Here is a 21440-nt window from a genome sequence, read left to right on the forward strand (position 1 = left end):
GCGCAATGAATATAGTAGCTTATGCTACCCTCTTATTAAACTCCTGCATAGTCCACTTTTTTGATTAATGCACGCCGTTGCCGTCAGCGACGTCGCAGGTCACCGGCTTGCCGTTCACTTCGAGGGCGAGGGCGTCGCAGAATACGGCGCCTCCCTTCACGGAGAGCGCAATCTTCTCGAAGTCCTTCACCTTGAGTTCACGCGGTTCACTCGGAGCGACACCCTTGAAGAGGGCGCGGTCACCGGGCTTTGCGTCTTCGGGCACGGAGACGAGGCGGCAGGTGTGTGCTTCGGCGTCGAGGTCGCCTGCAAAGAGCATTCCCTGGCTCATGATGCCACGGAGGGCGCTCGGCTTGAGGTTTGCGAACAAGAGAATCTTGCGATCCTGGAGTTCGTTTGCCTGATAGCTGTTCTTGAGGCCGCTGCAAATGGTGCGGAGTTCGCCTTCGCCGGCATCGACCTTCAGTACATACAAGCTGCTGGCGTCCGGATGGTCGGCGACTTCCTTGATCTGGGCCACGCGCATATCCAATGCGGCAGGGACATCCGCTGCCATGAGCGGCTTGTTCTGCTTCTGCTTCGGCTGGGCTTCTTGTTTCTTGACTTCTTCTTCAATACGCGGGAAAAGCGGCTTGCCTTCGCCGAAACTTTCGCCACCCTTGAGGATTCCCCAAGCGAGGTCGTCGGCGCTCTGGAACTTGCAGCCGATCATGGCGAGGCCTTCTTCGGATTTGCCCGGAATCACCGGCCACAGCAAGCAGAGCGAGAGACGCACGGCTTCTGCAGATACGTAAAGAACCGTAGCGAGTTCGTCCTTGAGGGCGGGGTCCTTCGCGAGCTTCCACGGAGCCTTGACTTCGAGGTAGCGGTTGATGCTACGCACGAGCTGCATGATGGTTTCGATAGACTGCGAGAGGCGAGCCTGCGGCAGGCCTTCCTTGATTTCGGCAATCACCTTGTTTGCAAGATTGATGACTTCATTTTCGGCGTCGCCGATTGCGGTGGCGGCGGGGAGCTTGCCTTCGAAATTCGTGATGACCAGGCGGTGCACGCGGTTCAGCACGTTACCGAGGTCGTTAGCGAGGTCGCTGTTGATGCGGCGCACGAATGCTTCGTGAGTGAAGTTGGCATCCTGACCGACGACCATTTCACGAGCGAGGAAGTAGCGGAACGCGTCGATGCCGTACTTTTCCATGTAGTCCATCGGGTTCACCACGTTGCCTGCGGACTTACTCATCTTTTCGCCACCATTTACGAGCCACCAGCCGTGGGCGAGGATATGCTGCGGGAGCGGAATGTCGAGAGCCATGAGCATGGTCGGCCAGTACACGCTGTGAGTCGTCAAGATGTCCTTACCAATCAGGTGGTAAGTGGCGGGCCAGATCGGCGTGCCGTCGGCATAAGTCTTGTGGAAGGCGGTGGAGGCGCTCACGTAGTTGAGGAGGGCGTCGAACCACACGTAGGTCACGTAATCGGTGTCGAAGGGCAGCGGAATGCCCCAGCTGAGGCGTGCCTTCGGGCGGCTGATGCACAGGTCGTTCAGCGGCTGACGCAGGAATCCGCGGATTTCGTTCCAGCGGTAGTCCGGCACGATCCAGTCCTTGTGGCTTTCGAGGAAGTCAATCAGCTTCTGCTGGTAAGAACCCATCTTGAAGAAGTAGTTCTTTTCCTTGAGCCATTCCACCGGGCGGTGGCTGATGGGGTCGCACTTGTTCTCGTCAAGTTCGTCTTCGCTGAAGAAGCGTTCTTCGCCCACGGAGTACCAGCCCTCGTATTCCTTCGAGTAGATTTCACCCTTGTCCCAGAGCTTCTGCAGGCATTCCTGCACAAAAGCCTTGTGTTCGGGCATCGTGGTGCGGATAAAGAAGTCGTTACCGATACCCATCTTCTTCCACAGGTCTTCGAAACGGTGGTAGTATTCATCCACGTGTTCCTGCGGAGTCACGCCACGCTTGTCGGCAGCACGCTGCACCTTCTGGCCGTGTTCATCGGTACCGGTTAAGAAGAAGGTCTGGTAGCCCAGAATCTTGTGGAAACGGGTGAGAATGTCGGCCAAGACCGTGGTGTAGGAATGCCCAATATGCGGGGCGTCATTCACGTAGTAAATCGGGGTAGTAACGTAAAAATTTTTCATGGCCACAAATGTAGAAATTTTTTGTTATATTTGCCACCGAATTTGCCTGGATAGGACTATCCAGAGACCACCCGAAACGCGTCTGGGTGGCTTTTTTGTTGGCCTAGGCGTCGGTTCGATTCCGACACAAAAACCTTGATACTCCGACACAGCTTCGCATCGAAAACCTGACCCCAAGGAGGTCTTCGATGATTGAAATGACAAAAAAACAATCCTCAATGGCAGCATTAGGGAGCAAAACTACCTATGCTATACGCCAACTACACAAGAGTGCTGGAAACAAAACCTGGTACGGTTGCGTTTATACACCCGGTCAAAGCCCTAAGCATATTTCGCTACACACGGAATCCAAACAGCTTGCCGAAAAATGGCTGACCAAGATGCAGTTCGTCGAAATGATGCCGCCGTCGTGGCAGCGTGAGTTTAACGATTACCCGATGGAAAAGGCTTACGAGGAGTATTTGCAGTATGTCGAATCGGTGCATCCTGGGGTTACCTACAAGACCTACAAGTCCCGTATTCATCCTTGTGTCGAATTTATGCAGGCTCAAGGGTGCATCAATCTTAGACAGATTACCAAGGGGGTAATCCTCAAGCTGATAGCCTCTTTTCCAGAACACAGACGCATGACCATACATGAGCGATTTCGGAGCTTTCGCTTGTGGCTCAGATGGTGCGCCAAGCATTATGATATGAATGAATTTGATCCATGCGATGGTGTGAGTATCAAGGTGCCTTATGATAAGGAAAACGAGGAGTCGTGGTGCGAGGATGAAATTAAGCGCATATTGGACGCAGCTCCAGATCCACTGTATAGATTTTTCCTTGGCTTGATGGCCTATGCTGGGTTACGATTGAAAGAAGCTCTTTTCTTGCGTACCGAGGATATTCACCGCGATACGCGTGAAATCGCTCTTGTGGGCAAAGGGAATAAATTCGCCGTTGTGCCTATCAGTGACAAACTGTGGGTCCTCTATGAGGCGGTAATGACTGAAATTAAGCCAGATGGTCGCTTCTTTCCTCCGGGACGGTTTGAACAAAATACGCCGGAACTTGGGGTTATGTTCAAGTTTGTCCTTACTAGGGCTGGGCTGCCTATCCCCAAGAAATCGTTGCATCATCGCCTAAGGCATAGCTACTGCACCAACCTTATTCGTGCCGGGGTCGATTTGAAAACAGTGACCCGTTTGATGCGTCATAGCGATGTGAGAATCAGCCTGAATGTCTATACCCACATTAGCGATGAAAGCATGCGTGACGGCGTTAATCGTATATAAAGAAGGGAGGCGCTATTTTGTGCCTCCTTTTATCCTGTAATGGAATCGATTTCCTGAAAGCTGATGACATTCGCTTGTCCGGCAACTATCCTATTGGGCTCGATCCCAGTAATGGGCGCTGGTTGCTGACTTTTGCGATATAGCTCATCCCAGAACGCGTTGACCTCTTCGTAGTCGTTGTAGTCAGTATAACTTTTGTGGGTTACCCTGGAACAAATGCTATGGCCAAGTTGCAGGTCACCCAGACCATGCTTGAACTTTTCGATTAAGTTACAGCCACTTCGACGGAGGCAATTCGATGTTGTATCCTTACCCTCGACTCCTGTCATATCCTTTAGAAGTTTCTTATAGACACTAAGATCGCGGTTTTTGTCGTATCCCTTGAACAGCTTGTCACCGGGAAGATTGCCTGTTGTGCGACTTAATTGGACTTTTCTGAGAAAATCCTGCATGACCTTGGGGAACTGGGCTTTTCTACATGTCCCGCCCTTGGCTATGGTGACATCTAGGTTGTTGTTCGCGTAATCCAAATCGCCCCAATGAAGGGTGACGAACTCGTTGTAGCGCAATCCGCAAATTAAGGGGAAAAAGAACATTGCCTTGATACGTTCGTCAGGGTAATCGTAACGAAGGATGGCCTGTATCTGGTCTGGACGGAGGAAAACCTTTGGATGACTTCGTTTGAAGCCGAAGCGGCCCCGCCATCCCTTGATAGCTTTATAGAACTTTGTATTCATAAGGGAATTGTCCTGTTTGCCGTCGTACCACCTTAAGAAGGTCAATGTACTAGTCATGATGGACCTTGAAGTGTCTCCAATGGCGACATTTTCGTAAAGTTCATCGATGTAGGCGTTGATGATTTCTCGCTTGAACATTTCGTTAATGTCTGTTATGCGCCTTTTGCGACAAAATCCCAGAAAATGCTTGCTGAGACGTGATTTTATGGTGCAGATGGTGTGCTCAGTTGATTCTGCCAGAGAGGTTAAGGCGTATTTTCCTTTTTTGCATGCGTTGGCGTGCTTTCTCAGGTGTTCTATGTATTTGTTAAGTTCTCCAGCTGGAGATTGGTCATCTGTGGCGGAATCTAATTCCAACGAATCGGCAATCCGCTGTGCAGATTTCTTGTCCCTTAATCCCAGGGAGATTTCTCCGCATTTCTCTCTTTTTTCGGTAAATGCGCGGAGTCTGTAATAGGCTCCATCTCTGACGGCGTAAATCTTGGTCGCTTGCTTTTGCTGCATTTGCATCCACCAGTTTTGAACCTGTTCTGTTGATGGGCATGCTTGTTTCATGTTTAGGTCCTTTTTAGACAATGGTTGAACAGTCCAAGTCGGGGACGACTTGATCTTGAAATCCGTTGGGTGTTAGGGTTATTTGGATGAGAAATACCGGGGGATTGATAAGGCCTTTTACATGAAAACCCGATATTCCTTAAATTTGGGTGAGATTACTCATGGTAGAGTCTGAGTATTGTGCGTGAATTGCCTTCTTCAATGTGGATGAATGCCTTTTCACTGGTCCAAGGATTTGATTTGGTATCCTTTACATCGGGGCCTTTGCCTACAAAGCATACGGTTACTTCGTAGGGAAGACCGCCCATGATTATATCGGTAATCCAGTTTTTTTTCTTTTGACCGTTGCCTTTATGTTCTGTATAGCCGAGCCTGAATCCGCGTGCTTGTGATTTCTGGTATACTGCTTTTTCGAAGGAGTTCAACTCACTGAAAGACTTGTACTGGTCTTCGTACATGACATCCTCCCAGCCTTTCATCATTGCTTGGTTTAGCCATTCATTTTTCGCGCGACGCTCAATGACTCTTATGAGTGCGTGAAATTCACAGCAGGGATATTCCTCAAGGTAGTATTTGTCAACTTGCTGCCATGATTGCTGATCCTTGAAGAAATCGAGCAAACAGATGTCAAGCTCGTCTTTGACATTTTCATCGCTGAAAGCGAATCTTGCCATTTCCCAATCGACATCAGCGCAATCGACGCTCGCGATAAGGTCGTCAATGGTGAGAATGTCTCCGTTGGAAGCCGTTATGGGTTTGATAGTGCTGCTACTGTTCTTCATAGCGTATCTCCTTGTTTTAGAGTTGAATTTTTTTGTTGGGTATAATCCTATCCGTCGCAAGTCGCTCCCGACTTGTTCTTGAAATCCGTTTGGTTTAGGGTGCTTTAGGGAAAATCCTAGACGGGAAGGGCCAATTACATATAAGACCCGTCAAGGAACATGGAAAATGGGAACTAATTATTGCGGTAAAGAAGCGCCTTCAGTTCCCTTTTATGTAAGAGCGCCTTGGATGACAGTGAGCATTTGTTGGGCTCTGCATCGTTTTCATCCCCGAAGAGTCTGATCCGCTTATATGTGGAGCAGTGGCAAGTAACCCAGACCTTCGCTGCCTGGATTGACAAGGGGATGATTTCGGGCCTGACAGCCCAGCAACTATCGTTGACATCGTCGGTGCAGTCGCCACCATGGCGATAAATGAAGAATTCGCCAGTTCTCTTGTAATAAAGGGTCTCGGTGAATGATTCCCTGGCTTCGTCAGCAAAGAGAATGTAGCAGCCAACGTATGTCGCCGTATCGGTGTCATACTTTAACCCGTTAATGCGAGTTTTCATGTGTATTTTCCTTTATATTGGAGGTTTAGCCAAGTTTGGGAATGCCCGTCAGTGTGCATTCTCCGTACTTGGCGGTTGTTATAGGAAGGTTTGTTAAGTGGATGCGGAAGCCTTGCTTGCTTCATATTCGGGCGTGAAGTCATGCTCAAACCTACAGCTGTGTACGCAGCCCCAGAGTCCTCCCTTGTCTGATGTGCAACGGTAGCAACCGCAGATGTTGGCGATTTCGAACAGTGAGTAAGAACCGGGGCGATACTTGGCCATGTGAGCAAGGGTTTCCTTGGCGGTGTCAATGTTGGTCAGGCTGAAGAAGCTCTCTGCGACCTTGGTCTTGTAGGCTTCAAAAGTAGCCTTGGCTTTGTTCGCATTTTTGGCTTCATTGCCGTAAATCATGAAACATTCAAGAGAACAGCGGTCTTCGAAGGTAATCCCGTCTTGGTCGCTGGGATACTGTATCCCGGCGAAAATGGTGTTTTCGCCATGTTCTTGGGCGTATACCATGAAATCGACCAATTTATGGGCTACTTCGTCGCGTTCCTTTTCGCTCTGAAACTCGTTGACACGGATTCCGTTCGGGGTAGGCATGTCGAAGAGCTCTGAACAGTTTTCTAAATCGGAAATAAATTGCATTTCGCTGGTGGAATCCGACTTTTTAAGAACGTAGACCTGATTATTTGTGTGTTCAAGAGCCGTGTTCACATTTTCAAAGATCTTCATGATCTCTTCGTCGGTGTATTTTTCACCATTCTTAGGCATATCCTTGATGAATCCGTATTTCTTGAGCCCGGCCTGGATATTCTTGTCCTCTTGAATGCAGTCGAGCGGGTGAAGGTTTGACATAGAGAGAACCCCGTTGTTTTCGGTTTCATAGCCCAAATAGAGGTTTTTGTCCTCAGACATTGAAACCCAGCGAACGGTTGCCAAATGGACGCCTTTGCCTGCGTTATGATAACCGTAGAAGGCGATGCGGTCCTTTTTCATGCTGGCAATCAGTTTTTTGTTTTCGGAGTTCAAGTATTCGTCGAAGAATCCTTCCTGGGGACCGGAAAGGAATGCAAATTGACTAGAAATTTCTTTTCCAACCAAATAATCTTCGATGAATCGGTTCGTTAGGCTGAACAGATTGTAGGATCCGTAACGGAGCTCTCCGTTGCCGGATAAATCCCAATTTAGGATTTTCTGAGTGTAATCCCGATCCTGAAAACGATTGATCACTGCTTGAATTCGATCAAGGTATTCATCCGTCGTAATGGAATCGTCATTGGGGCAATCTGTGACAATGTCATCCATGTATTCCTTGTCCTTAACAAGGAACTGAATGTAGCCGGAGATTACTGTACCGAGCGCGTTGACCTTATCCGGGTCCATGTTCGGTACGATGCCGAAAACATCGTCATGCGACTTGATGCCGAGCTTGATGAGTGCGCTGCGAATTTCTTCGCGAGAGAGGGAATCTTTAGGATTCTTGTTATTGGTCATAATATGACTCCTTGTGTTTTATGTCGGGGCGGAATGCCTCGACATTCCAAAACTAGAATCGTGAAACTTGTTTGGGTATGGATGCGGAAATCTTCATGAAACCTTTTTAGGAGCCCTAAAAAAGGGGCTTTTTTTAGGAGCCCTAAAAAGAACAACGAAACAGCCTGCCTTATATAAAGGCAGGCTGTTTTGCGATCATCAAATCAGGTCTATTTTTTCTTTTTATTGTTTGGCGATAAGTCCGCTTTATTGCGTTTTTTTCTTATTTTTTCCATTCGGATGTTTGATTCTTGGTTTAAAAGCCGATCTTGAAGCTCGGTGAACATTTTTGTCGGACCATACTTGTATTTCAATTTTTGAAGTTCTTTTTGTTCTGCTCTTGAAAGTGTTTCTTTACTTTGCAATTCAAGGATTCGGTTGATTTGAGCTTCTTTTCCTTTATCCTTCTTTTCAGCATCGGCTTTAAGTGCCTGGTAATATTCTTTGCGTTTTAGTGCGCGAACCTTATACTTTTCCTCTTTAAAGTCATTTCGAATTTCGTCTTTAATGAGGTCTAAGAGCTCTTTGCTGATGTTGCTTCTGTTGGTGGCGTTTCTCTTGAAGGTTCGCTCGGTTGAGGCGGTTCTTTGTCTTTTGCTGGTGTATATTCCGCAGTAAACATTCTTTCGGCTTGCGGGTGGTTCTACGAGCGCTTTTATATGGGAAGATAGGAATTTCAGCATTTTTGTGGTGTCATAGATGTTTTCTCGAACTTCGGTACACAGAGGATTTTGGGTGTAGAAACCGATTACATCTTTCTCTTTATTGCTTATTTCCGTAATTTCATCCATTAATGCACTCAATCCGTTACAACAATTCCGGAGCATGATGCGAATGACATATTTATATCGGTGCAACATGAATCTGGATTCTACCCTTAATAGGAGGCTGCTTTTTGTCAATTTAATTTTTTTGATGCATGTGGGTTGGAGTATATAAACTCCATGTCAGCGAAAAAGCTCGAATTGACATGAATCAAACTAACGATATTTGTGAATCTGTTGCAATTCGCCCATCTGTGGTGCAAAAACGCGTGTCAGAAGCCCTTGAACGGGGAAGCAGCGTAATCCTGCTGGACGGCCTCGATAAGGCCCTTGTGGGTACCTTTTTGAATGAAAACGGCCATGCTGTCGCGGTATATGCCGAAGAGCTGTGTCTTGCGCTTATTGTTGAACGCTTGAAAGGGGAACATCCTGATAGATCCATTGAGGAATTGAATGAGGATGCGGCTGATTATTTGAGCGATTTAGGATACGCGGCCCCATATATGCGCGGAGCCGCGCCCGTAATTATCGAGGGCTTCGAAGTCGATTCGAGCGTATGGCGGTGTTTCTTGGAAGGTAAGGTTGACTAGATTGAGTCTTCTTTTAGCGTATTGCCGCGCAGCGGCATTGAGCTAAATTGGTTTCTCATCCGGCGTCAAATGGTGTTTTTCATTTAAGCGACTGGATAGTAATTCTTATTCAATCTAAGCAAGATTTAGTCAATTATATGAATGACTGTAATCAAGAGTGATGATGGTTCCGCGAAGCGGAAGATCTATCAAGTGTGATAAGCGATTATGGAGTAGGACTAAGCCTATTAGGGTAGATTTATTTCAATTAAGGTAGAATGGACTTAGTCCTACGCTATACCCCTTCCAATTGGGTTGAGCTGGGTCAGGGGCTTGCCCCTGTTTACTCCGTCGGTAAAAGCCTTCGGCTTGCTCTGACTCTCGAAGAGAGGATGAGGAAGTCGGAGGCTTTTCCGTTTACAATACTCCGGCTGGAAGAGGTGAAGCTTTAGCTTCGCCGAATCAAAGACGCCAAGGACGGCTGTGATCGGTTCCTAGTAGGCTACGAAGTGGACTGCTGGGAATCCAGCTGGTTTATTATGCGGACCCTAAATAATGAACTCGGCGCTTAAATATTGAACTCGGAACTTAAATAATGATACGATTTGGCGCCTAAAAATGGAACTGTTTTGCCTAAAATAAAGAAAGCCACCGGATTTGATTCCGGTGGCTAGGTGATTTATTTGAAACTAGAATGTTATGAAGTCGTAATCGGAACATGTTTTTCGTCGTTCCTTTAGCAAGGCGAAGAACTTGGCGACGGTGGCCCTGCCTACCTTAAACCGATCGATAATTTCCTTGTAAGTCAAGTTTCCGATGTCACGGTCTTTCAAAAATTCGTCAATCAGCATCTTGACCTTTGGCGATGCAGTCCACAGATATTCTTCGTTGTCTTTGGTGAACTTGCCTGCACGGGTCTTTTCGAGATACTTGTCAAGGGTCCAGCGGTCTTTTTCCGGTAGAAGCTTGTTGCTGTCCCTCAGCTTGTCATATACATAGAACTCGAAGTTTTGCAAAGCGTTCTTGGTAATCCACTCATTATCAGTCGTGTTTCCAATGAGCGATTTCCAAGCTTTATTGCGCTTAGGGCTTGTCATGACATAACAGATTGCTAAGGCAACATCGTTGAATCCGACCGTTTTTCCGGCGCTTTTTGCGATGAGTGCATTCGGAATAATGACATCGTGAAAGACGCGGCTGTATAGACGAAAAATTGACTTTTCAGTGGGTGATTTGTTCCAGTTACGGTCAAAGGAGAAATCCTTGCCAGAATAGCCCCTGATCTTGAAGTGGCTTATTGTCTTGCTGGTGGATAGGAGCCAGTGTCTTGGCTTGCGCTTGTATTCCTTTGATGTGGCTTCTTCTGTGGCTGGCGCGGTTATCTCAGTCGGGGTTTTAAGGGATTCTATTTGTGCTAGGACTGAATCTACTTCTGATTGTGTGATAAAGATGATGTACTTTCCGTCTCTACAAGCGCAATAGATGTTTTGCTTTTCTTGTCGCTTTAGTTCTTTTCGTTCTTCAGCGCTGTTAATGAAGTATTCCCTAAGTTGTGTGGCGATATTGTGCAAGGCTTTGAGTCTTAGACCACAATAATAAGCCTTGTCTCGTTCTTCTTTTGTAGAACCGGGCAAATGACTGAAATAATCTAAATATATATAGTAGTTATAAAATGGGGCTAGGTCATTCTGATTCTGGTCCTTGGTAAACCGATAGTGACCGGGCTTGAATTTTTCCTTAAAAAGGGAAAACATCTCTTTGGTGGGAACGTCGGTCGGTTCAAGTAGTATTGCGGATTGAAAGTTCGGTTTTTCGCGGGAGCCTAGATTCTTATTCATGAATATCATAGGTTTTGGATCCTTTTGTTTTCTGATTGGTGCAAATTTAACAGGAATCAATTTGAATTGCAAATTGCGAAAATTAGCCGACTTTGGCTCATTTTTGTACCAGAACTGATAAACTATATATGTCCTAAATGGGGTACTCTATGATAGTGTACATGTACAATGATGAATGTGAGCCGATAAGCGACAAGGTGGTTCGCGAGAGATTCCTGCTGGAAGAGGAAGCGAATCGAGTTAAGACGTTTGTTCAAGACATCTATAGCGAGTTCGGCATCGAAGTTGATGGTGTAAACAACCAGCTTGATATTGCCGTTAAGATGCTCCGAAGTCGGTTGTCTAGCGAACCGGACAATGCGGCGGTAATATGTCGGTACTTGAATCGTGCGGCGGCTATCGGCTGGGATTTTCACTGGCATTGCTGCTACATCAGAAAGTTCAAGTTGCCTATTGATCCATATATCTACTTGCCGTAAAGGGGCCTTTGGTACAGTGCTAAATGGTGGCATCCAGTGAGTCTATTCGCTGGATGCCACTTTTATATCTATATTGACTGATATGCCTATTACCGCCCAAGATGTCTATCCCTTGCTTGGTGAATTACTCCATGCGTGTCAGCGCATCGAATGGACCATGAAGTATCTGGTTGAGCAAGCGTATCGCAAGGTGGAGTTTAAGACGGTCGATGAACTGCAAAAGCCGCCCAAGATTGAAGATAAGTGGATGTCGAATCCAGATACGCTCGGAATGGTCGTCAGGGACTTTCTGCAAGACTTCTATGGCGAACCAGCCGATGACTGTGCCGATGTCGACTGCGTCAAGTTCGAACTTCGCTATAGCTTTAATGCCGACGTCGATGCGGATGTCCGCGAGGAAAACCGCCGTCGACGTGCCGCTGAGCTGGCAGACCTTGTGGCGATTCGCAACTTTCTGGCCCACCAATTCGGTCTACGTTATCCTCTGCACGATGAAGAGAGCTGTACGGCTGCGATGGCGTATCTGGAAGATGCCAAGGCGAAGCTGAAAAAGCACGATGAACAGTTGAAGTTCGAGGTCAACATGTTCCAGGCAATTCGTCAGGACATGTGTTCTATGGCTCCGAATATGCCTATGATTATGGAACGGGTGCGTCGTGCTGATGAGCTAAAGGGCAAGATTGGCAAGCTAAAAACCTATAACTTTTCGAATATGGCAGAACGTACCATATTCGACTTTACCGACCGCCAAGACGTGATAGAGGCGATTCTGTACGGCGAGCAAGATATCACGCTGGATGCGTATATGTCGAAGCCTATCGAGGTGCGGCTGGCCAACCTTCAATGGCTGGCAGAGCTATCAGAGAACCCCAACTTCATTGAGGCCGTGCGCAAGCAACAGCAGAAGCGTGGCGTCATTTAATAGTTTCAGTGGGTTGTTACACATACTGTAAACTCCGTTGACCGCTGTAAACGGAACTGTTGCTTGGTTGTGGTTATTCTGCTTGTAATAGGATATTTTACTGGCCAGGGCAGTGTATCCGCACTTAGCTATGGAAGTTGCAATATGGCTATAAACCATTCTGATCGCTGCTGGTGGAGAACCTTTTGTGATGATGTTCGGCGAGCGTTTCGGCGAAACGACCTTGAAATGAAGGCGTACTTGTATGAGGCTTACGAACGTTACATGCACAAACGGCTGATGCGTGAATATCAGTATTACAAGTAAATCGAGAACAATGAGTTAAAGGCTAAGGGACTGATTGGTAAACGGCTTTGAGCAATCCACACATTGATTTCCTCCAGTAACTATATCTTTCCTATAAGTTCTGGAGCAAATCGTAGTTGTTACAACTGACTTTCTATAAATTCCTTGACTGCAGGATTTGATGTTATTGCAAATTGAAAGCGAATCCCACAAAAATGTTAAGGCGTTACCGAATAAAGTCGTCTTTACAGTCTATTGATGATTTAGAAGAGCGCTAAACGAGCCTTCATGGCCTCCGCATTCATGGAAGCCGAGAAATAAATTCACAAAATGGTTTGTCTGACAGCAGTCTTATTATTTGGGGTAAAATTTGCGAATCAGTTCTTTACGCAACGGACAGGATGTCCTCTTCCCTTATTGAGAGTCCCATAAGAGGCTGCTCCATTTGAATTCGAAATGTAAAAGTAATATCCTGATGTATATCCATCCCCTCCCTGGGTTGCAGTCCAAAAAGTAGCATAATATCCATCGCCATAAAAAGATCCTCCTTGATTGTATCCAACGGGAAAAGCAGAAAATCCTATAGCGTCAGTTCCATTGTTTGACCTATCCCATCCTGTTTTGGATCTCAAAATTTTTTGCCTATTGCCAAGTTCTTCAATTGTTGATAATAGATTTTTCCATTCTTCTAGGCGAGGGATGTGCCATCCTTCTGGACATATACCTTTTCGATTGACATCGCTTATAGAACAACGAAGTCCTTCGCCACAATCGTATGCGGCAGTATCCATTGCTGCAGACCATGTGTAGTATCGGCCCGCTATTTCCCCGTCAGGATCATTTTTATTTGCCCACATATTTCCTTCTAAATTATGAGAAATATTCTTGTCCGCAAAATTCAAGTTTTCTGCCATCCAGGTAACACCATCTATAACCGTGGTCCTATAAACCTTTCCATCTCTTTCATCAGTCATAGTTCCGTATTCAAAATCAGGATTAAAGCGATATTCCTTGGGGACAAGCCAATTCCAATCGTTAGTCATGTCAACCCAATTACCGTTTGACGCACAATAGTAACTAATGGTATCAACGACTGCACCCTTGATGATTTTTCCGATTTCATCACAAGTCGTTTCATTATTTAGGTCTTTCTCGTATGAAGTCGCAAACCGCCAAAATACAGAGTTAGAGGAATCGCGGCAAATAAAGCGACTGTAAGTATTTTTGTAGTAAAGTTTGCTGTACTGATTGGTGACTGCGGCAATTTCACCAGCACGTTCCTTAGTGCAAGTTCCTATTCCATATTCTCGCCTCCAGAAATTACCCAGGAAAGCAGACTTATAGGGGGCTGCATAAGATGAGGAAGTTACAGATGTTTTAAACGTCGTCTGGGAAAGTATTGACCCCGCCCTTGCAAAATCTGCCATTTTGGCTTTTATACTATCGCTCCACTCTCCATCTTTTTCAAAATCGTCTGCGACTTCATCAATTAGTTTTTGCAAAGCAGAGGCACTATTGGTCAGTCCATTGAACAAAAGCGTTACATTGTATAAAACCGTGTCGGCTGCCGTTTTGGGAACGATATCCTGTGGTTCTGTAAAGGTTCCTTCTAAGCCTAAAGACTTAATCCATTCATTATTCGCCTGTTCTCTTGCCGACGGAAAATCAAGACCGTTCTTTACCAAATAGGCGATTCGCTTTGATTGGATATGTGTAAACAAGTTGACCCTAGCAATGTACTCTACCCTTTTGTTTATTGTTTTTCGGTCCAAATATGTCGCATCGACTATGGCGTTAAGTGTCAAGGAATCAGTCGTCGTCTTTTGGGAATCCAGTTCAAAAAATTTTCCTTGGCATTCAATCAGCATATAAATTGACTGTTGTCCGATTGTGTCTGACTCCGAATAATACTTGTTGCCAAAGACTCCTATATAACTGGTACTATTGACATTTGTCGATTGATGCTGGACTCCCGTTTTATTAAGAGACGCATTCAGTTCATGAACAACAACCTTCGGGGCGATAAGATACTGCGTACCCGTGGCAAGCACAGCATCTCTAATAGAGAATGTACTTGAGTCCACTTCGGCAGATGACATTGTTTCACTAGAAGATTCAGGGGCAAACGAAGAACTAGACACCGTTGCAGAACTCTGCACTTGACTAGATGAAGACAAACTAGATGAACTTGGACTAGTATTCGAAGATGAACTAGACTTGGCTTTTTCGCAGTTATCCAGATTCAACACATAAGTAACACCATCATCACACAGGTACATTTTTTCGCTGCTGCTTGAATTTTCTGTTTCATTGTCAGAACTGGATGAAGCTGGAACATCGCTAGAACTGGAGGCAACTTGAACCTCGCTTGAACTTGAATTCGTCACACGGCTGGAACTTGATGCGACCGACTTTTCACTAGAACTGGATGAAATCGGCGCGTCGCTAGAACTGGAGGCAACTTGGACCTCGCTTGAACTTGAATTCGTCACACGGCTGGAACTTGATGCGACCGACTTCTCACTAGAACTGGATTCAACAGATTTTTCGCTAGAACTAGAGAGTACCTGAACTTCGCTTGAGGAACTGGACGAAACTATTTCAACCCATTTACCATCGGAACATTCTCTGAAGTTTTCGCTGTCCGCCGGCTTGATAACGAGACCTTCGTTAGATGAATCGCAAGGAATTTCGGTCCCCTTGGAATCATTTGCGTTATCGTTCGCATTACTCGCAGAATCATCGCCGCAAGCGAAAAAGCAAAGAGCCGAAATAACGGATACGCTTGACACAACATAGCGCAGGCTGTTTTTCATGGGGCACCCCTGGTTAAGTCTTTTTACAGGATAGAACTGTTTTCCTCTAATATAAATTATTTTAGCTGTTTTGTAAAAAAAACTATACATCTTATCATTTTTTCAGTCGGCTCTGTTAGGCCAGACCGTATAGCTGCGAACATGCTGCGGCGAGCCTGGTCACGATTTCAGCGAAAATTCTGCAATTCCGTAGTGAAAAAAAAAGCCTTGGATGGGCTTACGAAACCGACTTTTTTGGCTAAGACCGCCCGATTGTACAAAATGACCTGACAGAGCCCTAAAATCTTGCAAAAAGTGATATTTTCCAACCCGAAATATACTCCTTTTGCCCCCCAAAAAAATTTGCTTTAGCTCACACTCAGTATATTAATGTTTTTTTTTCTTTACTTTAGGCTCGTTTGAAGCTATATTTACTCCTATAGCACAACGAGGACTCTATGCTCAAAAAACTGATTGCAGCCATTTTGTTCGTATGCCCCCTGGCTTTTGCCGATTGGACCGGTGGCGTAAAAAAGCCTTCGACCATCGAAAAAGAGGGTAAGACATTCTATGAAATTGAGTCAGCAGAAAATTTGGCGTGGCTCGCGACCCAAGTTAACAAGGGAAATCCTAACTATAATGCAATTCTGAAAAATGATGTTGCGATTACTTCTAGTAAGGTTTCTTCAGAAACAATCAAATGGATTTCAATTGGAACGGACTCAACGACATTTAATGGTGTTTTCGATGGCGCAGGTTACAAAGTGTCGGGATTCTATAGTCAAGGTAAATACGCCGGTCTTTTTGGTTTTATTGGAGAAGGGGCTGTTGTCAAGAATTTAAAACTGGACAATGCTTTGGCTCAAGGTGATAATGGAATTGCTGGTATTTTGGCAGCTTCTTTTGGCGGAGATTCTATTATAGATGTTCAGGTTTCAGGGACTGTTCTTGCCGATAGTTTAGCAGGAGGCCTTGCGGGACAGTTGACGGGACGCAACTTTATTGTTCATTCTCGTTCGAATGCCAAGATTGGTTCCAAATACTATGCTGGTGGCTTTGTGGGTAGCGTAAAAGGCTCTGTTCATTTTTACAGAACTGTAGGTGATTGCGCTTTAGACAGTGCTACAAATACGGGGGCCGTAGGTGGATTTGTGGGGTATGTTGAAAACAAGGCGTTCTTTTTTAATGATACGAATGTAGCAAACATTATTTGGGGCGCGAAACAATCCTCGTCTGCCATAGGCGGCTTTGTTGGCAATTCAAAATCGATATCGACGACCCAGTTTGAGGAATGTGTCAATAAGGGAAATCTCTATGGTTCCAAGAAAAATAATATGGGTGGCTTTATAGGCAACAGCAATGGCCATGTGAATATTTTTACTGCGGTTAATGAGGGTAAAATAGAAAACGGAAATACTTGTGGAGGCTTTATTGGGAACTTTAATGCATCTCATGCTATCATTAGGGATGTTGTCAACAGGGGGTATATGGATAATACGGCATCGGGTGGAATTATTGGAACTTCAGGTAATAAGGGGTCTTTTATAGACATTAGTAATGCAAGGAACAATGCTGTTTTGCATGGATATAGTGTCGCAGGGATTGTTTATTCCTTTGAGGGGGATACTCTACTAATCTCAAAATGTGTGAATACTGATTCGCTTTATGCAACTTCGTATAAAGGCACGTCTGGTGGAATTTTAGGTTTTGGTCGTGGATCCTCTAATAACGGTAAAATTGGATATGATGCTTATATCGTGATAGAAAATTGTACGAACGAGGGCTCCATTTCTGGGAGAGGTGCTATGGGTGGAATTGTCGGTAGCATTGATGATGATAAAATAATTCCGAATACCTATGTGAAAAAATCAAAAAATTTCGGAAATATATCAAGTGATTATACTTACATTTTTAATGGTGTTGGCGGTATTGCTGGATATGCGGAAAGAGCATATATACAGGATTGTATAAATTACGGAAAGGTAAGTGCTGACTTAAAGGGAATGACTGAAGAAATGTACTTTGTTGGCGGAGTTGCTGGCTATGCAGGAAATGTATTTCATTCAATAAATGAAGGGGGGGTATCGGTTCATTCTGATAGCTCGAAATATAGTTTCAAAGCCGAGGTTATTGTCGCTGGAATTGCAGGAAATGCTGATTCCATAGAATATTGTAAAAATAAAGCTGATGTGAGTTTCGTTGGACAAACGCAAGGAGAAGAGTTCGTTCGTGCCTATGCGGCTGGCGTTGTGGGTTTTGCTGAAAGTTTGGTTCGCCTTTGCGAAAACGAAGGACGAGTTTATTTGGATATGGGTGAGAAAGCATCTGCTGCCAATGCTGCGGGTGTTTATGTGGGACGCTCAAGCTCTTACCCGAGGTTAGGAGCGAACATAAACAAGGGTCGAGTTTTATTGAAATCAAATAGCATACAAGTTGTTGATGACCACTGGAATTCTGGAGCGTGGTCGGCTTATTCCTATGTTGCTAATGCTGCTATTGAGTCGGGTACCCTTTCTATAACAGATTCTGTTGCCATTAATGGAACTTTGGTCCCAGGAAATGGAATGCGCTTAAATCAAAGAAATTGTGTCTATTACGACAAGATGTTGAGGCCTGCAGAAAATGATACGTTGCCTGAGTTTGCAATGACTACAGCAGAAATGCAGACCGAAAAATTTGCATGGATGTTGAATACATGCAATGGAAAACTGCCTAATTTAGGCTTGTGGAGTCAGAGCGGCAAGAATTATCCAGTCTTTGCAGATGAAAGCAATCATGCGATTTATAAGGTGACCTTCCTGGATTCTTCAAAGGTGTTGAGCGTTTATACTTATAAAATAGATTCCAGCTTTACAAATTATAAGGGCAACATCATTACCATGGCCGAAGAGCCTGACCCGACTGACGGTGATGAAGACTTGCAATTCGGTTTTTGGGCCTACGGAGATTCCGCTATTTCTGCCAAGACGATTATCAATGGCGACTATGAACTTTATGCGACATATGTACCGAAGGGATCTGTGCTTCAAACCGTTGTTTTCAAGACCGAAGATGGCGACATCGTTGCTGAATTTGTTCTGGCAGAGGGTGTCTCTGAAGTCACCTTACCCAATGCGCCTGCTAAAGTGGGGTACAGGTTTATCGGCTGGTATAATGGAACCCAAAAGCTGGGCTTGACTGGAGATAAGGTTTCTGTTGGGTCGGCAAAGACCTTGGTGGCAAAGTATGAGGCGCTCTTGTATAGGATTGCCTTTATAACGGGTATGGATACGTTGCAGGTGGATTCTGTTGCTTATGGAAAAACTCCTGAATATAGGGGCAAAACCCCGATGGGTCAGTTGGAAGGGTTTGAGTTTAGTGGCTGGGTTCCGGCTATTGCGCCGGTTTCTGGTGATGCGGAATATTGGGCGGCGTTCTCGCCGATAAGTTCTTCTAGCGCTGCATCCAGTTCTTCTGTGGCTTCGTCCAGTAGCATTTCGAGTAGCTCTGTAGCCTCAAGTAGTTCGGTAGTTGCGTCGTCTTCGAGTGCTGCAGAAAGCAGTTCCTCCGAGGAGCATACGATCGTTGTTTTGAACGCTGTTAAGCCCGCGTTCAACCTTGCGGTAGACGGCATGACGCTTATGCTAACGAATGTGCAGGGCGGAGTTGTCCGCATCTTCGATAGCCTGGGTCACCTAGTTACGGCTAAGTCGCTAGCCGATGCAACGACAAGCATTACCTTACAGACCCCTGGTAGCTACATTGTCCGCATGAATGGCATGAGCAAGATCGTATCGCTTAAGTAGGCTCTGTCAGGCTAATTCGTACTTTTTTACAAAGACTGCCAAAACGCTGCGAAAATGACCGTTCGGCTCTGTTAGGTCAAACTGTATAGCTACAGAAACGCTGCGGCGGTCAGATTGCCTTTTTCAGCGAAAATTCTGCAATTCCGTAGTCAATTTGCAGTTTCCAAGGGGCTGACGGATTGGGAAAGTTTTGCTAAGACCGCCCGATTGTACAAAATGGCCTGACAGAGCCAACAGCTTTTCGCACACGATGCAAAATAACCTAAAGTCCCGCCTTTTTTAGCTTGTAGGCGGGGAGGAGTGAAAGATGAAGAAACGCAAGTCCTTCAAGGACTGTATCGTAAAGCCGGGCGAAAAGAGCCCCTACGCAAACCAGCTTGTCGATTTGGCCTTATGACATCACCACAGCCCACGGCTCCAGAGGTAAGCTCTTCTCGCTCACATGGCCGTTCCGGAATGTTCGCTCGAAGACTTACCTTCTTCCGCCTTAGGGCTGCATTCTAGCCGCCGAAATGTCTTCCCGGCCCCCGAGCCGGGATCTCCTCTGGCCGCTTGCAAAAGAAAGCCCCGTTTTCCTATGCAAACTGCGCTCCGGCTCTGCCTGCTCCGCACGCCATTAAGACCGTTCGCCTTACGTCTTACTCTCACCACAGCCCCAGCTTAACGCATGGGGCTTTACGGCACACAGAAATTACGGCCTTCGGCCGACATCGTTTTGCGGTCAGGCACTCGCCTCCGCTTTAGCCTTGTCAAAATGTCTGTCTTTTTTATTGACACTAATGTAAAAAAAACGTATACTTAGATGAGGTGTGGCAATATTTTGATGGAGTTCTTCATTATGCAAAAGAAAACCCTTATAACTGTATATTTATTTGCTTTCCTTTGCATAGCGGACGCCTTTGCACAGGATAAAGACATCTTGATTGCACAGGGTGTCTTTAACAACTGTCAGTCATTGTACTTATGCGAATGGAATTCGTATGTCGAACCCGTATGGGATGAAAAACTGCAAAGCTATAAAGATTACCTTGCCGGTAGTGTTTATTTAGGAACAGATTTGGAAGACGAAACAAGGTATCTTATCTTTAAAACCAACGGAATGGATATTAAACCCTACGGCATTCAGGCAACCCACGGGCTTATATTGCAGCAAGGACACTCATATCAAATTGTAGGAACAGGGCGTGTAGAAGAAAGCGCCACGGGAGCGGTTTCTATCGGCGTTATGAACAGTCTAGACATGACTGTATTTGAAATTGAACAGAGCTTCAATGGGGAATTTAAGTCCAGTGTTTATAACCACTGTTCCAAGAGTGAAGGCGGAAACCTTTACATAAATGCAGGAAAATTGAAGCCAAGCGAAGGGGAATCCGCAGGTTATTTCATATTACAAGAAATCAAAATCATTGAAAATGAAATTTCCTGCAACGACGTGAATCACAAGGATTCCATTAAGATAGATGACCTAGAAGATGGGGACGACGTCACTCTTACGGGCGGAACGTGGTTCGCCTATGATGACAACAACACAAGAGATCGTCAAGGAAACTACTCTCAGTCCTCCTTTACCAACATAGACAGCCTAGTTTTACCCGCAACAAACGGCTCCGAATATATGGCAGGGCTAGAAGGAATTGCTCTTGATGCTGGTTATTACAATGGTGCGCCCTTTGTTGTGCTGGGCTTAAAAATGAACAAGGATTCCTCGGGCTATGATTTTAGCTCCTGCGATGTGATTGCTTACGATTACATCGGAGCTCAACATCAATTTAAAGTCGTCATGGAAGGTGATTACAATGGTGAATTAACGGAAGATAATAATCACTACGTTATGGCAAGTAAATCCGTTTCATGGAAGACTGTTTCATTTAGTTTGGGGGCACTTGCACAAGAACCGAATTGGGGGTATACATATCGGCTGGATATGACCAAAATCGGAAAGTTGCTGTGGGATGTCCGTGGTCGTATTCCCGATTACCTTTATGTCGACAATGTTCGTTGCCTAAAACGCAGTGTTGTTCCAGTTGATTCGAATGATGTCAAATCCAGTTCTAGCGAAGTTGAGTCCAGTTCTAACGAACATACAACTTTCATTGGGGCATCTAATGGCCGTTTGCAGATTAGTGCAAATTATGGAACCGATGTAAGGGTGAATGTGTTCGACATGTTGGGCAACAAAGTCAAGAGCCTACGTTTGACACTCGCGAAGGATGACAATACAATTGTACTGACAGACCTTGCCCGTGGAAAATATATCGCAAAAATTTCTGGAAAAAACGCTAGTGGCGTCGTGCGCATAAATATTCGCTAGTATAGGGAACAACAAGACAAGCGACTACAAAACGCCTTAATTTCATAACGCAAATATCTTTTTACATCAAAATCAGTCCATAAACGCCCGAAAAAAGCGTGTATATATATGAATAGGGACAGTCCCTATTCGCCCGAC

14 protein-coding genes are annotated in these 21440 nt (G+C 45.4%); 6 read left to right on the forward strand and 8 right to left on the reverse strand.

What is annotated here, in order from left to right; translation table 11 throughout:
• Positions 1-64: 64 nt before the first annotated feature.
• Positions 65-2134 carry a methionine--tRNA ligase gene (gene metG, locus B7989_RS12140; protein WP_088628748.1) on the reverse strand — a complete coding sequence of 690 codons (2070 nt, stop codon included), beginning with the start codon at positions 2132-2134 and terminating at the stop codon, positions 65-67.
• Positions 2135-2322: 188 nt separating this feature from the next.
• Between metG and B7989_RS12145 the strand changes: the two genes are divergently transcribed.
• A complete protein-coding gene (locus tag B7989_RS12145) occupies positions 2323-3411 on the forward strand; it encodes a site-specific integrase (protein ID WP_088628749.1) in 1089 nt (362 codons plus the stop codon).
• A 29-nt stretch (positions 3412-3440) separates the two neighbouring features.
• On the opposite strand, the gene B7989_RS12150 is transcribed toward B7989_RS12145, so the two are convergent.
• The 5 genes from B7989_RS12150 to B7989_RS12170 form a co-directional block, all read right to left on the reverse strand.
• Positions 3441-4703 (reverse strand): site-specific integrase, encoded by a 1263-nt coding sequence (locus B7989_RS12150; RefSeq protein ID WP_088628750.1) that lies wholly within the window; start codon positions 4701-4703, stop codon positions 3441-3443.
• A gap of 155 nt (positions 4704-4858) precedes the next feature.
• Positions 4859-5485: a hypothetical protein gene (locus tag B7989_RS12155; RefSeq protein ID WP_088628751.1), complete on the reverse strand. Its 627-nt coding sequence runs from the start codon at positions 5483-5485 to the stop codon at positions 4859-4861.
• A 173-nt stretch (positions 5486-5658) separates the two neighbouring features.
• Positions 5659-6036 (reverse strand): hypothetical protein, encoded by a 378-nt coding sequence (locus B7989_RS12160; RefSeq protein WP_088628752.1) that lies wholly within the window; start codon positions 6034-6036, stop codon positions 5659-5661.
• A gap of 93 nt (positions 6037-6129) precedes the next feature.
• Complete coding sequence (locus B7989_RS12165; protein ID WP_088628753.1) at positions 6130-7515, reverse strand: hypothetical protein; 1386 nt, start codon at positions 7513-7515, stop codon at positions 6130-6132.
• A 209-nt stretch (positions 7516-7724) separates the two neighbouring features.
• A complete protein-coding gene (locus B7989_RS12170) occupies positions 7725-8345 on the reverse strand; it encodes a hypothetical protein (RefSeq protein WP_144265054.1) in 621 nt (206 codons plus the stop codon).
• Between the two features lie 179 nt (positions 8346-8524).
• On the opposite strand from B7989_RS12170, the gene B7989_RS12175 reads away from it, so the two are divergent.
• Positions 8525-8908, forward strand: a complete 384-nt coding sequence (locus B7989_RS12175) for a hypothetical protein (RefSeq protein WP_144265055.1) — start codon at positions 8525-8527, stop codon at positions 8906-8908.
• A 668-nt stretch (positions 8909-9576) separates the two neighbouring features.
• Here the strand turns inward: B7989_RS12175 and B7989_RS12180 are convergent.
• Positions 9577-10797, reverse strand: a complete 1221-nt coding sequence (locus tag B7989_RS12180) for a hypothetical protein (protein WP_144265056.1) — start codon at positions 10795-10797, stop codon at positions 9577-9579.
• A gap of 77 nt (positions 10798-10874) precedes the next feature.
• Here B7989_RS12180 and B7989_RS12185 point away from each other — a divergent pair, with 77 nt between their 5' ends.
• Positions 10875-11204, forward strand: a complete 330-nt coding sequence (locus tag B7989_RS12185; RefSeq protein WP_088628757.1) for a hypothetical protein — start codon at positions 10875-10877, stop codon at positions 11202-11204.
• Positions 11205-11286: 82 nt separating this feature from the next.
• Positions 11287-12126, forward strand: coding sequence for a hypothetical protein (locus B7989_RS12190; protein WP_088628758.1), 840 nt, complete (start codon positions 11287-11289; stop codon positions 12124-12126).
• A gap of 662 nt (positions 12127-12788) precedes the next feature.
• Here the strand turns inward: B7989_RS12190 and B7989_RS12195 are convergent.
• On the reverse strand, positions 12789-15227 hold the full coding sequence (locus B7989_RS12195) for a fibrobacter succinogenes major paralogous domain-containing protein (protein ID WP_158212918.1): 2439 nt from the start codon (positions 15225-15227) through the stop codon (positions 12789-12791).
• A gap of 437 nt (positions 15228-15664) precedes the next feature.
• Between B7989_RS12195 and B7989_RS12200 the strand changes: the two genes are divergently transcribed.
• Together B7989_RS12200 and B7989_RS12205 are read left to right on the forward strand one after the other, a co-directional pair.
• Positions 15665-18991: an InlB B-repeat-containing protein gene (locus B7989_RS12200; RefSeq protein ID WP_088628760.1), complete on the forward strand. Its 3327-nt coding sequence runs from the start codon at positions 15665-15667 to the stop codon at positions 18989-18991.
• Positions 18992-19829: 838 nt separating this feature from the next.
• Positions 19830-21302, forward strand: coding sequence for a T9SS type A sorting domain-containing protein (locus tag B7989_RS12205; protein ID WP_158212919.1), 1473 nt, complete (start codon positions 19830-19832; stop codon positions 21300-21302).
• Positions 21303-21440 lie beyond the last annotated feature (138 nt).

The organism is Fibrobacter sp. UWB5 (assembly GCF_002210295.1).
GTDB lineage: Bacteria > Fibrobacterota > Fibrobacteria > Fibrobacterales > Fibrobacteraceae > Fibrobacter.

Bases quoted from the DNA above. Each gene is read 5' to 3' on its own strand.
- metG (WP_088628748.1), bottom strand. From the start codon at position 2,134: ATGAAAAATTTTTACGTTACTACCCCGATTTACTACGTGAATGACGCC.
- B7989_RS12145 (WP_088628749.1), top strand. From the start codon at position 2,323: ATGATTGAAATGACAAAAAAACAATCCTCAATGGCAGCATTAGGGAGC.
- B7989_RS12150 (WP_088628750.1), bottom strand. From the start codon at position 4,703: ATGAAACAAGCATGCCCATCAACAGAACAGGTTCAAAACTGGTGGATG.
- B7989_RS12155 (WP_088628751.1), bottom strand. From the start codon at position 5,485: ATGAAGAACAGTAGCAGCACTATCAAACCCATAACGGCTTCCAACGGA.
- B7989_RS12160 (WP_088628752.1), bottom strand. From the start codon at position 6,036: ATGAAAACTCGCATTAACGGGTTAAAGTATGACACCGATACGGCGACA.
- B7989_RS12165 (WP_088628753.1), bottom strand. From the start codon at position 7,515: ATGACCAATAACAAGAATCCTAAAGATTCCCTCTCTCGCGAAGAAATT.
- B7989_RS12170 (WP_144265054.1), bottom strand. From the start codon at position 8,345: ATGGATGAAATTACGGAAATAAGCAATAAAGAGAAAGATGTAATCGGT.
- B7989_RS12175 (WP_144265055.1), top strand. From the start codon at position 8,525: ATGAATCAAACTAACGATATTTGTGAATCTGTTGCAATTCGCCCATCT.
- B7989_RS12185 (WP_088628757.1), top strand. From the start codon at position 10,875: ATGATAGTGTACATGTACAATGATGAATGTGAGCCGATAAGCGACAAG.
- B7989_RS12190 (WP_088628758.1), top strand. From the start codon at position 11,287: ATGCCTATTACCGCCCAAGATGTCTATCCCTTGCTTGGTGAATTACTC.
- B7989_RS12195 (WP_158212918.1), bottom strand. From the start codon at position 15,227: ATGAAAAACAGCCTGCGCTATGTTGTGTCAAGCGTATCCGTTATTTCG.
- B7989_RS12200 (WP_088628760.1), top strand. From the start codon at position 15,665: ATGCTCAAAAAACTGATTGCAGCCATTTTGTTCGTATGCCCCCTGGCT.
- B7989_RS12205 (WP_158212919.1), top strand. From the start codon at position 19,830: ATGCAAAAGAAAACCCTTATAACTGTATATTTATTTGCTTTCCTTTGC.